General features: G+C 66.4%; 3 protein-coding genes. All 3 read left to right on the top strand.

The features are described from left to right. Positions 1–78: 78 nt before the first annotated feature. Entirely contained in the window at positions 79–2976 is a 2898-nt protein-coding gene (locus EER27_RS05545) for a hypothetical protein (RefSeq protein ID WP_223807182.1), read from the top strand. A 172-nt stretch (positions 2977–3148) separates the two neighbouring features. After that, the gene (locus EER27_RS05540) at positions 3149–10540 is read left to right on the top strand and encodes an OmpA family protein (RefSeq protein ID WP_123087021.1); all 7392 of its coding nucleotides are present in this window, start codon (positions 3149–3151) and stop codon (positions 10538–10540) included. Then, the gene (locus EER27_RS05535; protein WP_123087020.1) at positions 10537–18222 is read left to right on the top strand and encodes a prealbumin-like fold domain-containing protein; all 7686 of its coding nucleotides are present in this window, start codon (positions 10537–10539) and stop codon (positions 18220–18222) included. Before EER27_RS05540 ends, EER27_RS05535 begins: the two co-directional genes overlap by 4 nt. Positions 18223–18290: the final 68 nt, after the last annotated feature.

Here is an 18290-nt window from a genome sequence, read left to right as displayed (position 1 = left end):
CTCCGAATGGACTCAGTTCCGTGTTGTTTCGCACGGGCGGAGCTTGCTTCTTGATCATCAACCGCGAGGACGGATGAAATGAAAACACCTCTCCTATCAGCGCCTACAGGCTGGAGGGTGCCTCTGCTGGTCGGCATGGCATTCGCCGGCATTGCAGCGGTGCTGGTCACCGGCTACGCAGTCGCGGTTCCGGCCGCGAACACGCGCATCGGCAACCAGGCCTCGGCAAGCTACATCGACCCCAACGGCCAATCGCAGATCGCCACGTCCAACCTGGTCGAGACGATCGTGCAGCAGGTTGGCGCGTTCACGCTGACGCCCGACAACACCAAGTCCGCGGCGGCTGGCAACGTCGTGTACATGGCGCATACCCTTACCAATACCGGCAACGGGACTGACAGCTTCGATCTGTCGGTTGCGGAGCCGGCAGACGGCATCGAGTTCAGCCGTATCGAAGTCTTCGCCGATGCCAACGGCGACGGCCTGCCCGACAGCACGACGCCTCTGTGCTCCAGCGCAGGTGCGCCGCTGTGCACGGCGGGCTTCACCACGTCGGTGGGCGGCAATGGCGGCGACTTCAAGTTCGTTGTCGCCTACACCGTGCCGGGAACCGCAACGCTCGCGACCTGGCCCACGAACGTGGCGACCGTCACGGCGGACGTGAACGCGGGCTCGCCCGTGCTCGCGACCTACCCCACGGCCACTGCGACCAACGACGACACCGTCAATCTGACGGACCAGGCGGCATTCTCCGTTACCAAGAGCCTCCAGCAACCGGCAGTCGCGGCGGCTGGCGGTGGTGCTTGGCCGACTGCCCTCACAAGCGGTCGGGCATCGCCGGCTGCCGGCTGTTCGACCACGTGGGGCTCTGGCCTGACTCCTGGCTGCACCTACACCGTCTACACCTTGCGCTACAGCAACACCGGTGGCGCGGCGGGCGACTTGTCGGTTGCCGACACGCTGCAGACGGGCTTTACCTATGTCGCGGGATCGGCCGTGTGGAGTTCGGCGCCGGGCACCGGTCTGGGCGACGCGGTTGGCAGCGCCGACGACCCGGCAGGCATCACCTACGAGTCCGCGGCCGGCACGCTGCGCGCGACCATCGCGGGTGTGGCTCCCAACGTCAGCGGCACGCTGAGCTTCGTTGTCCTGGTGAACTCGACCGCATTGGTCGACGACTCGAACACCAACAATGCAGCCGACTATTCGCCCGAGAGCTGCTCCGATCCGCTCGTCTGCGCGAATGCCACGACCAATATCGCAACCTTCGACGTCCTGGCCACCTATGGCGTGGTGGCGGTCGATACCAGCGGCGTGGTCGCCGTCGACGACGTCGAGGACAACCCATCGATGGCGTCCCCCAACCTGGTCGTGGAACCGACGGTGGTTGCGGGTGGCTCGGTGGCGTTCACCACCTACGTGGCCAACACGGGCAACGCGTCCGATACGTTCAACATCACCCTTGGTTCCAGCAACTTCCCCGTCGGGACGACTTTCAGCCTGTTCAAGGCAGACGGCGTCACTCCGGTGCTGGACACCAATGGTGACGGTATCTCCGACACCGGTCCGCTCGCCGCAGGTGTCGAAGGCATTGTGGTGGTCCGCGCCAACGTGCCGGCCAGCGCCACGGTCGGATCGGGCCCCTACTCGGCCATGATGACCGCGGACTCCGTGGGCGACACCAGCACGGCCGTGACCGGCGACGACTCCGTCTGGGTTCAGGTGACCCAGGTGGTCGGTTCGCTGGTCGATCTGACCAACACGGCAGCCGGCACCGGATCGGGCACCGTCGGCGGCGGTGACCTTGGCCCGGGCCCGAGCCCGATGGCCACGACCACCAACACCACGCCGGCTGGAACGGGCACCACCTTCACGCTGTTCATCGCCAACAACGACTCCGTTGCCAACACCTACTCGCTGGCAGCAAGCCAGTCGCCGGCATTCCCGGGCTCCTTGCCCTCCGGCTGGACGGTGACTTTCCACGCAGCCGGTGGCGTCTGCGGTAATCCGACGATCGTCAGCATCGCCGTGGCAGCTGGTGCCCAGGCGCAGGTGGCCGCGTGCGTCACACCGCCGGCGACGGCAACGATTGCCACGCAGAACATCTACTTCCAGGCGAGGGCCCTGGCTGCGGCGTCCAACGGCGGCTTCCCGGTCGACACGAAGCTCGACGCGGTGAACGTCACCGTGCCCGATGTCTGGGCCTGGATGCTGGTGCCGGACAACACCGGGCAAGTGGCGCCGGGCGGTTCCATCGTCTACGCCCACACGCTCTCCAACACGGGCAACCAGCAGTGCGGCACGACCACCCTGACGACGATGCTGTCGGCGGCCGATACGGCGGCGGGATGGACGGCGGTGACCTACGTCGACGTCAATGGCGATGGCCAGATCGATGCCGGCGACACCCTGATCACTGCCCCGCTCCCGACCTTGGCCGGTGGCGCGCAGACCAAGATCCTGATCAAGGTGTTTGCACCGGGCGGCGCAACCGTGGGCAGCATCAGCACCATCACCGTCACGGCCACCGACGCCGATACCGACGGCGATGGCAACGTGTGCCCCGTGGTCTCGGCCACCGACACCACGACCGTGATCACCGGCCAGGTGCGCTTGCTCAAGACCCAGGCGCTGGACACGAACTGCGACGGAACGGAAGAACCTGTCAGTTCGGCGCCAATGGGAGCACAGCCGGGCCATTGCATCGTCTACAAGGTGATTGCCACCAACGAAGGCGCTGCACCGGTTGCCAACGTGTCCATCAACGACGCGGTGCCGGTCTACACCAACTACGCGGGGGCCACCCAGCCGGCCGCCCAGTGTGGCTCGACCGGACTCACTCCCGCGCTCAGCAACCCCGACTACGCCACCTCTGGTTTGCCAGTTGCGGCGGTGAGTTGCGGCAGTGCGTCCAGCACGCTCTCGCCGGGAGGCACGGTAACGCTGCGCTTCTCCGTCCAGGTCGATTCGCTATGACCGGCAGCTGAGTTTTCCTCCTGGGCGGGCGGTTGCCCCACGCAATCTTCCCGCCCAGGAGCCCTCCCCGATCGCGATCTTCCCTTCGCGCGGCAGCACGAGAAGAAGACCGGTCGACGCATTCGGAAGAGCGACTGCGATGGCATTCCAGGACCCGTCAGGTAGCAGGAAGATGGCGTCGCGCGAAGATCGATTCGTGGCGTTCAAGCGGGCCTTCCTGGTGGCCTGGCTTGCAAGTGTTCTGTGCCTGGGCCTCGCGTACTCCAAGGCCACGCAAGCCACCGCACCGGCGGCGGGAACCACCATCTCCAACCAGGCCTTGGGCAGCTATGTTCCTGCCGGCTACACGCAGCAGGAGACCACCAGTTCCAACACGGTGCATGCCAGCGTGCAGGCCGTCGAGGCACTGCTCCTCACCCAGGACCAGACGATCGCACGGACGCCCGGCTCCACCGCACGCTTTGCCCATCTGCTGACGAACACGGGCAACATCGCGTCCACCTACACCCTTACGATTTCGCCTGGCGGCAGCGGCTGCCCGGGCACCACCTTCGAACTCTCCGGCCTGAAGGTTCACCTCGACCTCAACGGCAACGGCAGCATCGACCGCGACGATCCGGCAATCACCCTGGGGGCGCCGGCGGCCATCAGCCTCTCGCCGGGCAGGATCGCCAGCCTGATCGTGGAGGGCAACGTGCCCACTTCGGTCACCAGCGGCCAGGCATGTTTCACCCTCACCGCGACGGCGAACGCGAGCGGTCGCTTCGCAAACAACGTCGACGTGACCACGGTACGCAACGCCGCGGTCATCTGGCTCACCAAGTCTGCGAGCCATCCCGGCATCGTGGTACCGGGTTCGACCCAGGTCGATTACACCGTTAGCGGCAGCAACATCGGCAACCAGGACGCAGCGCCCTCGGAAACCACGGCCGATGGGAGCACGATCCGCGTGGACGGGTCCGCGCGCAGCCTCGTCCTGATTCGCGACGCGATCCCGGAAGGCACGCAGTACGTGGCCGGCTCGCTGAGAACGGCCATGCCGGGCGCGCTGCGCCTGTTCCGGCTGCCGGGCGATCCCGCTTACAGCTTCCGCACCGCGGGCGACGACGCGGCAGCCATCGAGGTCGCCATCGGCCTGCCCTTCTCGCTGGTGCACGATGCTTCGGTGGCGATGACGTTCTCCGTCAGGGTGCTGGCGACGGCCCCGGCCCAGATTCTCAATACTGCCGACGTCGACTACGACGACGGCCTCGGCCCCACGGACGGCCGGTCCAATACGGTAGTGATCCAGACCACGCCGGCCAGCATCGGGCTCGCGAAGGACGCGGACCATCCCATGGTCAATCGCTCGGCGAAGGGTCTCGCCGACGGCACCGTCACGGTGACGTTCGCATTGCGCGCAAAGAACTACGGCGGCGGCACGCTCTACAACGTCCAGGTGACCGACGCTCTCGAGGGCGGTGGGACGCGCTTCGGCGTCCATACGCCGCAGGAAGTGCCGGGCGCCGGTCAGTACACGGTCGTGGCCGGCAGCCTGCGCATCGCCGACATGCAGGGGCCCGGCACCACCGCGGCCGTGAACGCCGCCTTCACCGGTGCAAGCAGCCAGACCGGGCTGCTCCAGTCGGGTGCGACGCTGCCTGCGGGCGGCGAGATCACCATCGTCTTCGCCGTGCGGTTCGCCACCCAGGGGCACCCGCCCACGCTCTACAACAACGCCACGGCCGAGGCCGCGCTCTTCGCCACTGGGCCGAGCGCGGTATCGGACCCGTCGGTCAACGGCACCGATCCGGATCCCGACGGCAATGGAGACCCCTCGGACAACACGTCTCCGACACCGGTGTCCACCACACTGCCGGTGCTGACGCTTCAGAAAACGGTGACTCCACCGCAGCGTACCGGGGCGTCGGGCGAGTTGGAGTTCGAGTACCGCCTGACGGTCACCAACATCGGGACGGCAGCGGCCCCCAACGTCAGGCTGATCGACAATCTCGATTGCACCTTCCTGATGGATCAGGCTGATGGCGCGATCGCAACCTGGCAAATGGTCGGGCGCCCCACCGCGCAGAACGGCCTGCTGACGCCCGCCACGAGCTTCACCGGCAGCGCTCCCTGCAACCGTGCGCAGCACAATGATCCGAACGCGTTCGCGAGCATGCCGACTCAGATCGCGCTGGTGCTCACGGACGGCTCGCGGTCGCTTGCGCCGGGCGCCAGCGAAACCATGACCATCCGCGTGCGAGCCACGCTCAAGCCTGCCGACATCGGCACGCGCGTGCAGATCGACAACCGCGCCTGGGCGGCCTCGCTGGTCAGCAACACCGTCGGCGGTGGTCCGGACGCGGTGGTGATGGCGGTGGCTGACGATGTCGAGCTGCTGCTGATCGACCCGCAAGGCGTGGTCTACAACGCGGTGACTCGCCAGCCGGTCCGGGGGGCGACAGTTCGGTTCTACCGCGAGTCCTGTGCCAGTGCCGCGGCAGGACCCATCACGGCGGACCAGATCTATTACGGCGAGACGTCTGGGCTCTACACCTACCACTCCGACGGCAGCGTCTCGATGGTGACGCCTGCCTCCGGCGAGTATCAGTTCTACTTCAAGTCGCCCCCGATCGTGGAGCGCTGCACCTATCGCGTGGAAGTGGCTCCCCCGGCAGGCAGCGGACTGGCTGCGCCGTCGACCCTGATTCCGGCCGAGCCCGGCACCTTCACCACGTGCAGCGCGGTCGTGCCAAACAGTGCAGCGCCACAAGGGAACGACCCGACGACGCACTACCTGCGCCTGGAGGCCGGACGGGACGGCGCCAACGGCGCGATCTGCGAAGTGGTGCATAACCACTTCCCGCTGGACCCGGCGGGCAGTGGCGGCCTGATGCTGCAGAAGGTGGGCGACAAGCAGTTGGCGGAACTGGGCGACTTCGTCCACTACACGCTGACGCTCACCACCGGTTCGGGCAACCCGACGGTCGGCCTGCGATTCGTCGACGAACTGCCACTGGGGTTTGCCTACGTCCCGGGTTCCACGCGCGTCGACGGTGCAAAGGCGCCCGATCCCGAGGGCGGCCAAGGACGCACGCTGACCTTCGACTACCCTGACTATTCGCTGGCCGCTGGCGCCTCGGTGACCGTGCAGTACCGCCTGCGAATCGGCGTTGGCGCGCCAACGTCGGGCGATGCCATCAATCGCGCGCGCGCCTACTCGGGGACAGTGCAGAGCAACGAGGCGTCGTGGCGTGTCCGGCTCACCGGCGGCGTCTTCTCCGACGAGGCCTTCGTCGTGGGCAAGGTGTTCCTCGACTGCAACCGGAACCAGGTGCAGGATCCGGGCGAGCTTGGCGTACCGGGCGCGCGACTGTTCATCGAGGACGGCACCGGCGCCATCACCGATTCCGAAGGCAAGTGGAGCCTGTACGGCCTGCGGCCGATCACGCATGCGCTGAAGCTCGATGGCACGACCCTTCCCGAGGGTGCGCAGCTGGAGCTCGTCGACAACCGTCAGGCAGGCAGAGCTGACAGCCGCTTCGTCGACCTGCGCAAGGGCAACCTCCACAAGGCCAACTTCGCCATCGCCGGTTGCGACGACGCTGCCGTAGTCGAGGAGGTGAAGAGGCGCCATGCGGAACTCGAAGCCCGCCCGAATGCCGAAGGCGAGGCCGTGCGGGCTCGCGTTCGCCTGACACCCGATGGCCAACCGGTCCGTGTCGGCGACGTCCGTGCGCTCGCCGCCAGTGGCAAGGTCACCGACAGCGGCAGCCCGCAACTGAACCTGCCCGCGCCGCGGCCGCTCATCGAAACACCCGGAATGCGGTCGCAGTCCGGGCAGGCCACCACGTCGAGCGGATTCCAGGCCGTGGCACCCGCACAGGTCCGCGTCGCGCCGATGAGTGCGCTACCTGAAGTGGGTGGGCCAGTCGCTCCTTCAGCAGTGCCCCTGGAGCAGGCGCTGGCGGGGGTGGACAACTCCCTCGCCTTCATGGAACTGAAAGATCGCGACACGCTTCCGTCTCGCCAGGTCAACGTTCGTGTCAAAGGCAGCGACGGCGTCGAGCTGCGGCTCAAGGTCAACGGCGAGGAGGTCTCCGTTCGCCGGGTCGGCAAGAAGGCCGCGCTTTCCGTGCGCAACCTGGTGGCGTGGGAATACATCGGCATCGAACTCAAGCCCGGCGGGAACCTGCTAGAACTCGAAGCCGTCGACCCGTTTGGCAACGTGCGCGACCGCCGTTCCGTCACCGTCATCGCGCCCGACCAGTTCGAAAAAATCGACATCGACGCGCCGACGAGTGTTCGTATCGGCGTGCCCTTGAGGTTCGGTATCCGCCTGGCCGATGCCGCCGGCGTCCCGGTCACGGCCCGCACCGCCGTCACCCTGGAAGCCAGCTCAGGGCGCTGGATCACCAACGACCTCAATCCGGACGAACCGGGCCTGCAGGCTTTCATCGAGGGCGGCCAGGGCGAGTTCGAACTCATGCCGCCGGATGAACCCGGCGACGGCTTCATTCGCGCCGCCGCCGGCGAGGTGCAGCGCGAGGCGAAGATCGACTTCCTGCCCGAACTTCGTCCCATGGTTGGCATCGGCATCGCCGAGGTCCGCGTGGACTTTGGCACTCGCGCGCAGGGCCTGGGCAGCCGCGATGTGTTCGAAGCGGAGCTGGAGAACTGGTCGGAGGACTTCGCCGACGGCAAGGGCCGCGCTTCGGCCCGTCTCGCCCTCTTCTTCAAGGGCGTGATCAAGGGCGAGTATCTGCTGACTGCGGCCTACGACTCCGAAAAAACCTCGCGCGACCGTCTGTTCCGCGACATTCGCCCGGACGAGTACTACCCCGTGTACGGCGACGCGTCGACGCGTGTGTTCGACGCCCAGACCACCGACCGCGCCTACGTGCGGATCGACAAGGATCGCTCCTTCCTGCTCTACGGCGACCTCACCACCGCAGCGAGCCCGGAAGTTCGCCAGCTCAGTCAGGTCAACCGCTCGCTGACCGGCATCAAGCATCACTACGAAAACGACCGTGTCCGCGTGGAGTCCTACGCGTCGCGTGATCGCCTGAAGCAGCAGATCGAGGAATTCCCCGCCAACGGCACGTCAGGACCGTTCTACCTCAAGGCCGCCGGCGACCTGTTCGCCAACGGCGAGCGCGTCGAGATCCTGGTGCGTGATCGCAATCAGCCAAACCTGATCATGTCGATCTCCCCCCTCACCCGCTTCGCCGACTACGCGATCGAGCCGGTGTCCAAGCGCCTGTTGTTCAACCAGCCGGTTCCGTCGCTCGACCCCGACCTCAATCCCCAGTCCATCCGCGTTACCTACGAGGTCGACGGAGGCGGCCCCGCGTTCTGGGTGGCCGGCGTGGATGCCCAGGTAAAGGTGGGCGAAAGGGTCCAGCTCGGCATGGCCGCGTCGGTCGACGAAGACCCGGACAACCGGCGCAAGCTGGTGGCCGCCACCGGCATCGCCCGGCTCGGAGAGCGGACGACGGTCGCCGCTGAGCTCGTCGGCACGCGCACCGATGAAAAGGGCGACGGCCTCGGCGCCCGGTTGGAACTGCGCCACGAGGGCGAACGGCTCAAGGCGCAGGTCCAGGTGGCCAAGGTCGACGGCAACTTCGACAACCCCTCCTCGGCCATCGCTCCGGGGCGCACCGAGGCCAATGCGCGGGTCGAGTACAGCCTTACCAAGGACACGCGGCTCAAGGGAGAGGTGGTCTATTCGGACGGGGAAGACGATGCGAACACCCGCCGCGGCGTTGCCGTCACCGTCCAGCACCGGGTCAACCAGAACCTCACGGCCGAGGTCGGCGTGCGGGCGGGCCGCGAAACCGCGTCGCCTGCCGGATCGTTCGACTACGGAACCGTGTCGTCCCCTTCTGCATCGTCGAATCACCCAAATGGGGCGTCGGAGAACGATCTGCTCACGCTGCGTGGGCGCCTGACCGCGCGACTCCCCTTTGCTCCCCAGGCGCGCGTGTTCCTTGAGGCCGAGCAGGCGCTCGACGATTCCGATCGCCAGGTCGTCGCGGCCGGTGGCGACTACCGGATCAACGACAAGCTACGCGTCTACGGCCGGTACGAGTTCATTTCCAGCCTCACCGGGCCGTACGGACTCAATGACGACCAACACAACAACGTCGGCATCTTCGGCATCGAAAGCACCTACTCGAAGAGTGGTCGTGCCTACAGCGAGTATCGGCTGCGCGATTCCTTCGACGGCAGCTCGGCCCAGGCGGCTTTCGGTCTGCGCAACGCTTTCCGGATCGGCAACGGATTGCGCCTGCAACTCGGCGTGGAGCACACCCAGGCCCTGGGCGGCGAAGCAGGCGTCGAGTCAACGGCTGTCACCAGCGCAGTCGAGTACACAGCGCTCGACTGGCTCAAGGCCAGCGGCGGCCTCGAGATGCGGTTCGGCGACGACGCCGACTCGCTGCTGGGAACCGCGGGCGTTGCGTGGAAGATCGATCCGGACTGGACACTGCTTTCGCGCCTGGCGGTGAGCAGCACGGATGCCAAGCGGGACGACGGCACCGACCGGTTCCTGGTGCGCCAGCAGGTTGGCATCGCCTACCGCCCGGTCGACCAGGACATGTGGAACGCGCTGGCGCGCTACGAGTACAAGCTCGAGCGCCTCAATGGACTGACCGACGAGGAAACCGCCTCCCACATTCTGTCCGCACACGTGAACGTCCAGCCGGACCCGCGGCTGCAGATCAGCGGCCGCTACGCCGCCAAGTACTCGGTCCTTGGCATGGACGACGTGCGCAGCACCTACTGGGCGCAGCTGGTCTCTGGACGGGCGATCTATGACCTGGGCGAACGCTGGGATGTGGGCCTGCAAACCGCCTTCCTGTACGGCAAGGGTGGCGCACGCCAGTGGTCATTCGGCGTGGAAGCCGGCTACCGGCTCATGACCAATCTGTGGCTGTCGGCGGGTTACAACTTCATTGGACTGGACGATCCCGATCTGGCGGGCGAGGACTACCTCGACCAGGGAGCCTACGTCCGTCTGCGGTACAAGTTCGACGAGGGCCTGTTCGGCGCCGCACGCGCGCGGCCGGCCACGCCGCCGGCGGCTGTGCCATCGGCTTCGCGTGAGCCTTCTCCCCCGCCCGCCCCGGTGACGTTGCCCGCTTCGCCATCGGCGGTGTTGAAGGCATCCGAGCTGGCAGGCGTGGCCCATTTCAACTTCGATGGCTACGGCCGCGAAGATCTGGTGCCTGGAACGATGGACGAACTGGCCCGCGTCGCCGCCCAGTGGCGGGAGCAGGCGGCGCCGAGCCTGCTCTTGCTCACCGTCGGCCACGCCGACAAATTCGGCACCAGCGACTACAACCAGCGTTTGTCCGAACGCCGCGCGGAAACGGTCAGGGCCATCCTCATCGAGCTGGGCGTCGAGCAGGACCGCGTGCGAATCACGGCGCGGGGAGCTGACAGGCCGGTCTCCAAAGGCTGCACCGATGCCCTTACCCCCGAGAACATCGCCTGCCTCGCAGCCGACCGCCGCGTCGAGATCCTGATAGCGCCCCACGCCCAGAAGGGAGCGTCGCCAACCGCAGGGGGCCTGCTGCCGTGATCAAGACGCTGCTACGTTTGCTTTCCTGGACCCCGGCCAGCACCTATGCGCGCCGTTGGCCGCAAGTCTTGCCGTGCCTTGCTTTGCTGATCCTTCTGGCCTCTTGCGGCACCGCGCACGCGGCCACCGTCTCCGGCACGGTGTTCGAAGACACGGATGGCGACCTGCTGGGCGGCGGCCCTGGCATCGTTGGGCAGACGGTGCGGCTGTACAACAGTGCGGGCACGCTGGCGCAAACCACCACCACAGTGGCCGGTGGCAGCTATTCGTTCCTCGCCGTGGCAGATGGCGTCTATTACGTTGCCGCGGATGCCCCGACGGTGACTGCGGGCGGTACGGTAGGCGTCCTCTCCGAGCAGACGTTCGCCGGGGCCGGCACCGGCAACGGCGGCGCGATCGGTACGAACTACGGCCCCCTCTGCGTCATGGGCACCCCACCCACCTATACCGATCAGGGGGGCACGACCACCACCAATACGCCCGTCAATAACTCCGCCACCAGCGCTTGCTACGGCGGCCGCCGCGGCAGCGTGGCCGACAGTGGGTCCGCCGTGCTCAACACCAAGGAGCACGTGACCCGCATCAACGTCGCAAGCAATAACGATGTTGCGATCGTTGATTTCGGCTTCTCCTTCAACGTCCTCACCAACGTCAACGACGCCGGCCAAGGCTCGCTGCGGCAGTTCCTGACCAACGCCAACGCGATCGCGGGCGCCAACGTCATGCGCTTCGTGCCGGCGGTGGCCACCAACGCGACCAGCGGCGGCAGCTGGTGGCGCATCGCCTTGGCCTCCAACCTGGCGCCCATTGCCGCGGGCAACGGCGACGGCACCCGGATCGAGGGCACGGCCTACAGCAAGGTCGATGGCAGTACGGTGCTCGACACCAATGCGGGCGACTTGCGGCCCGCCACGGTCGTCGGCTACCTCGCGGACCAGGCCACAATTCCTGCCCTGGCCCGGCCCGAACTGCAGATCGATCGGGCCGCGACGTCGACCGCGTCCTTCGTCATGCCCGTGATCCACGTGCAGGCGGCGAACGTGGCGGTGCGCAGCGTCTCCATCACCTTCGGCACCGAGTCGATCCTGGTGAACACCACCGGCGTGACCGGGCTCTTGGTCGAAGACAGCGCGCTCGGCGTGACGCCTGCCCTGGCCCCTGCGATGCCGTCCACCTGGAACGGTGGCAGCGATGCCGGCGCCAACATTATTGTCACGTCAGCGGCCAACTGCACTGCGGTGGGCAGTGCGGGGACGGTCCGTCATAACGTCCTGATGTCTGCTAACGCTAACGTGCGCTTATGCGGCAACGCTACTTCATACGCGATCAATTTCAATTTTTCCCTTGCCGCTGTTGGCCACCCCCTCGGCACCACCGGCATCGGATTGGCGTTCTGGGGCTCGCTCAGTGCGCTTCCAACGACTTGCAGCAGCAACAACACCCTGGTCAACAATCACACGGCCAGCATGCGCCTGGTCACGGCGATGTGCGGCAGCAACAGCCAGGTGATCGGCAACACGGCCATCTCGGGAAATGGGTCCAGCATCGATGCGAATACAGCGACGAGACTTCTGGTCCGTGGCAACGTCGTTACCAACTACAGCTTCGGATCCCCGGTGCTGGTCCGTAACGCCGCGGTCGGGCAGCAAGTTGAGATCACCCAGAACAGCTTCGCGAACAACCCTGCCAACGGCATCGACCTGAACGGCAATGGCGTCACCACGGTCACGGCCACGGGCGGCAACTGTCCCTCCTCCGGCGTGACGAACGGCGGTATCCCGCGGCCACGAATCACGAGCAACCAGCTGTCGGGGACCACGCTGACCGTCTCTGGCAACTACTGCAATACAGGCACGTACCGGATCGAGTTCTTCAAGGTGGCAGCGGGCAGCGCGGGCGACATCGGCGCCGACACCCTGCAGGCCGGCGAAGGCCAGTTCTATCTCGGCGCGCTGACGGGCCAAACCGGTGGCACCTTCACCAACAGCGCGGTCACGATTCCCGCCGCTACGCTCGCGATCGGCGATTCGATCACGGCGGTCGCGATTCGCGAGGACGGGGCGACGACGGCGGGCAACTCGTCCGAGTTCTCCGCCAACGCATTAGTGGGTGTGGCAGTCAGCGGCACGGTGTTCCAGGACACGGTGGGCGATCTGCTGGCCGACGGCGCGGTGGGCAGCGCGGGCAATCCTGCGATCGCGGCGCGAACCGTGCGTCTGTTCAACAGCGCGGGCACGGAACTGCAAACCGCGACCACCGCCGCCGACGGCACGTACGCCTTCAACGGCGTGGTGAACGGTGTCTATTACGTCGCGGTCGACGCGCCGATCGTGGACGCGGGCGGTACGGCAGGCGTACTCGGCGAGCAGACCTACGCCGTTGCCGGTACCGGCAACGGCGGCACGGCGGGCACCAACTACGGTTCGCTCTGCGTCATGGGCACACCGCCAACGTACACCGATCAGGGCGCCACCACCACGACCAACACGCCGGTCAACAACTCGGCCAATGGTGCCTGCTATGGCGGACGCCGCGGCAGCGTTGCCGACAGCGGCACCACGACGATCAATACCAAGGAACACGTCGTCCGCATCAACGTGTTGGATAGCAGCGTCACCTCAGTCGATTTCGGCTTCTCGTTCAACGTCGTCACCAGCATCAACGATGCCGGCCAGGGCGCGCTGCGGCAATTCATGATCAATGGCAATGCCATCGCGGGCGCCAACGTCATGCGCTTCGTGCCGACAGTGATGCCGAATGCGGGCGCTGCCACGTGGTGGCGAGTAGCCCTGGCGTCCAACCTCCCGGCGATCACGGCCGGCAACGGCGCAGGCACCCGGATCGAAGGCGTGGCCTACAGCAAGGCCGATGGCAGCACGGTGCTCGATACCAATTCGGGCGACCTGCAACCCGCCACGAGCGTCGGCTACCTCACGGACCAAGCCACGATTCCGGCCATAGCCCGGCCCGAACTGCAAATCGATCGGGCCGTAGTGTCAAACGCGGGGTTCGGTTGGGCACTCCCAGTGATTCATGTCCAGGCGGCCGACGTGGCGGTGCGCAACGTTTCCATTACGTTTGGCAGTGAGAGCGTCCTGGTCAATAGCAACGGCGTCACCAATCTACTTCTGGAGAACAACGCGCTGGGCCTTACGCCCAATGGCGCTCAGGCGTGGCCGTCCACCTGGAATGGTGGATCCGATAGCGGCAACAATGTGAGCGTGACAAACACGAATTCCGGAAACTGTAGCGCGCTCAGCAGCACGGGCACGATCCGCAGCAACGTGATCGCTTCGCCGGGACCCAGCATTCGTCTTTGCGGCAACGGGGTGGCCTATACGATCTCCTCCAACATCGCACGCATCATCACCGGCCATCCGACGGGAACAAAAGGTCAGGCCTTGGTGCTATGGGGGAGTAATCTTTCTGCCCCGGCTACGTGCGTAAGCAACTCGACTCTCCTCAACAACATGGCAGAGACCCGGGCTCTCGCCTTCGCTAGTTGCGGCAGCAACAACGTGATCGTTGGCAATACGGTCAACACGGCCGCGGGTGGCGACCTGCTTGCCGCCGTCATGGCAACAGACGCCACCGGACTTCTGATCCGTGGCAATGTCCTTGCGAACATGAATTCGGGAGCCGCCCCTCCCAACGCGGGCGCGGGCGTACAGGTCCGGCAAGCTAACGCCGGCGGCGGGCTGCGGGTTCAGATCACGCAGAACAGCTTTTTCGCCAACGCTGCCAACGCCATCGACCTGAACAACAATGGCGTGACCACCACAACCGCCACCGGCGGCAACTGCCCCTCCTCCGGCCTGGCGAATGGCGGTCTCCCGCGGCCACGGATCACGAGCTCCTCGCTGGCCGGAACGACACTCACAGCCTCCGGCAACTACTGCAACACCGGCACCTACCGACTCGAGTTCTACAAAGTGGCCGCGGGCAACGCGGGTGACGTCGGCGCCGATACCCTCCAGGCCGGCGAGGGCCAGATCTATCTCGGCGCGCTGACGGGCCAGACCGGTGGCGCCTTCACGAACAGCGCGATCACGATCCCCGCCAGCACGCTGGCGAACGGCGACTCGATCACGGCCATTGCCATCCGCGAGGATGGGGCCGCGACGGCAGGCAATACCTCGGAGTTCTCCGCCAATGCATTGCTGGGTGCCACGGTCAGCGGCACGGTGTTCCAGGACAGCGTGGGCGATCTGCTGGCCGACGGCGCGGTTGCCAACGCGGGCAACCCCGCCCTCGCGGGTCGGACCGTGCGGCTGTTCAACAGCGCCGGCACGCAGCTGCAAACCGCAACCACGGCTGCGGACGGCACGTACTCGTTCGGGAGCGTGGTGAACGGCGTCTACTACGTCGCGGTCGACGCGCCGATCACGGATGCGATCGGCACCGCAGGCGTGCTCGGCGAGCAGACCTATGCCTCGGCCGGTACCGGCAACGGCGGCACCGCGGGCACGGACTACGGTTCGCTCTGCGTCATGGGCACGCCGCCCACTTATACCGACCAAGGCGCCACGACCATCACGAACACGCCCGTCGACAACTCCGCCACCGGCGCCTGCTACGGCGGACGCCGCGGCAGCGTTGCCGACAGCGGTACCACGACGATCAACACCAAGGAACATGTCGTCCGCATCAACGTGTTGGATAGCAGTGTCACATCGGCCGACTTCGGCTTCTCGTTCAACGTCCTCAGCAACGTCAACGACGCCGGTCAAGGCTCGGCGCGGCAGTTCGTCGTCAACGCCAACGCCATCGCAGGCGCCAACGCGCTGCGTTTTGTTCCGGCGATAGCCACCAACGCGGTGGGCGGCGGCGGCACCTGGTGGCGCGTCGCCCTGGCCTCGAACCTGCCCGCGCTGACCTTGGGCAACGGTAACGGGACCACGATCGACGGCATGGCCTACTCCAGGGTCGACGGCAGCACGGTGCTGGACACCAACGCCGGCAACTTGACGTCTGCGCAGACGGTCGGCGTCGGCTCGGACCAGGCAACGATCTCCCCCGTGGCGAGGCCGGAATTGCAGTGGGAGCGCAACGCGACCGGAGCGATGACGACGGTGCCTGTCCTTCATGTGCAGGCCGCCAACACCAGCATTCGCAGGGTGTCGGTCACACGGGGCACGGAGTCGGTATTGGTTACCACCAGCAACGTGAGCAACCTGCTGGTGGAAGACAGCGCCCTGGGCGTGGCACCGGACGGCAGCAGCGCCCCACCGACCGACACCGGCAGCAGCGGCACTGCAATTCGTGTGGGCTTTACGGGCGTGAACATCTGCCCCGGCCTCACGAACAGCACGGGCACGATTCAACGCAATGTGTTGGGCAGCATCGCCGGCAACGTGAACTTCTGCGGACTGGCCCTGGCTTCAGGGAGCAGCTACACGGTGTCCTCCAACTTCTTCTCGGTAAGCGGCACCACCGCGGCGGGCTGGGGCTCGGCTGCTGCCCTGGGGCCATCGTTGAGCGCGAGCAACATCACGTTCATCAATAACCATGTTCAGGGACGGAATGCTGGCGTCATGCCCTACTCCGGAAGCAACAACCGGGTGATCGGCAATTTCATTGGCGGCTCTATTGGTAATGGCCTCACCTCCCGCGATGCCACGGGGCTTCTGGTCCGAGGCAACCAATTTACGGGCGGCGGTACCGCAGCTGTCTTCCTCCTGGCCGCCTCGGGCGCGACCGGTCAGCAGGTCCAGGTCACTCAGAACAGTTTCTCCGCCAATGGCGGCAACGCCATCGACCTGAACTGGAATGGCGTAACCACCACCACCGCCACGGGCGGCAACTGTCCCTCCTCCGGCCTGCACAATGGCGGCCTCCCGCGGCCGCGGATCACCAGTGCCACGCTAGCCGGAACGACGCTGACGGTCTCCGGCAACTACTGCAACGCAGGCACGTACCGGATCGAGTTCTACAAGGTGGCCGCGGGCAACGCGGGTGACGTTGGCGCCGACACCCTGCAGGCCGGCGAAGGCGAGACCTATCTCGGCGCGCTGACGGGCCAGACCGGCGGCGCCGTCACCAATGGCTCGTTCACGGTCTCCGGTTCGCTCGCGATCGGCAATTCGATCACGGCCATCGCCATCCGAGAGGACGGCGCGACGACCGTCGGCAATACGTCGGAGTTCTCCGCCAACACCGTGGTCACGCTGCAGTTCCCGCGCATCACGCTCACCAAACTCTCCATCGGGGCTGTCGGTACGTTCGTCTTCAACGGTGAGGCCGCGAACGCGAACGGCTTCCCGACCAACAGCAGCTATTCGCTCACGACGACGGCCCCGAACACGCCCGTGGCAGGGACGCAGGTCACCCTTGCCGCTGCCAACGTGCTTACCGACATCAAGGAGACCTTGCCCGCAGGTTGGGTGCTGAGCGCAGTGACCTGCACTGACGCGAATGCGGCCGGCTCCGGCAACCCGACCGGCACGCTCACGCCGCAGATCGTGAATGGCAACACGATCAGGATCGCTGCCGAGAACGCGAAGCTGGGCGCGGACCTGCGTTGCACGGTCACCAACACGCAAGCGGGCTTCTCGCTTTCCGGCCTGGTCATCCTGGACGACGGCGCGGGCGGCGGCACAGCGCACGACGCGATCCAGAACGGCGCAGAGACCGGCCGGGGAAGCGTCACCCTCAGCCTCACCAACTGCGGCCCCACCACTTACAGCACCGCAACCACGGATGCAGGCGGCACCTTCTCGCTCAGTCTATCGGGGGTGCCGGCGGGCCCGGTGTGCCTGGTCAAGACGCCCACGGCAGGTTTCCTCCCCGTGAGTGCCAACATCGGCAATGCGGCCGGTGGTGTCTACACCCGAACGACGGACACGCTCGCCTTCACCCTGGCGGCGAACACGAACTACTCGAGCATCATCCTGGGCGAAGTCACGCAAAGCCGACTGACGACCGATGGCGCGCAACAGGTTCCGGACGGCGGCAACGTCACCTATGCGCACACCTTTGTGGCTGGAACCTCGGCGCAAGTGGCCTTCTCCACCTCCGACGCGCCCACCCCCGCCGTGCCGGGCTGGGCGAGCTTGCTCTATCGCGATGCCAACTGCGATGCACTGCTCGATGCGGGCGATTCGCCAGTGACCAGTCCGGTTGCGGTGACCGCAGGACAGACCGTGTGCCTGCTCAATCGGGTGACCAGCCCGGCAGGCGCGACCGATGGCATGTCCAACGTGACCACCGTGACGGCAAGCGAAGCCCTGACACTGATCACGCTCATCGTTCCGCACACGCGCACCGACACGACCACGGTAGGCAAGGCGGGATTGACCCTGATCAAGCAGGTGCGGAAGGTCACGGTGTGTCCGGCGACCGCGGCGGCCTCCCAGCTGGACGCCACGGTGTGGACGACGTCAAACACGGCGCTTCCTGGGCAGCTGCTCGAATACCGCATCATCTATCGCAACGACACGCCTGCCCCCGTGACGCAGGTGAAGGTCCACGACACTGTCCCTGCCTACACGCAGTTCAAGTCGGCGCTATGCCTGGACACGCCGGTAACGGGGCTATCAGGCTGCACGGTCACCTCCGCGCCGGCAGTCAATGCCACCAGCGGTGCCGTCGAATGGACCGTTGCTGACGCCGCTGGCCCCGTCGCGGGGCTGCAGCCAGGAGCGACCGGGAACGTGGGCTACTGCCAACAGGTGATGCCGTGAAGGCTGAGGTCGGCCCCCCCCATGTCCATGCGACGCAGCCCGATCGGGATCCCATTTGGGATCCCATC

Source organism: Montanilutibacter psychrotolerans (assembly GCF_003719825.1).
In the GTDB taxonomy this organism is placed as follows: domain Bacteria; phylum Pseudomonadota; class Gammaproteobacteria; order Xanthomonadales; family Xanthomonadaceae; genus Montanilutibacter; species Montanilutibacter psychrotolerans.
The sequence above is the reverse complement of the archived record's forward strand: the minus strand, read 5'-3'. Positions and strand labels throughout refer to the sequence as shown.

Coding starts and splice junctions, on each gene's coding strand:
- EER27_RS05545 (WP_223807182.1), top strand. CDS start 79: ATGAAAACACCTCTCCTATCAGCGCCTACAGGCTGGAGGGTGCCTCTG.
- EER27_RS05540 (WP_123087021.1), top strand. CDS start 3,149: ATGGCGTCGCGCGAAGATCGATTCGTGGCGTTCAAGCGGGCCTTCCTG.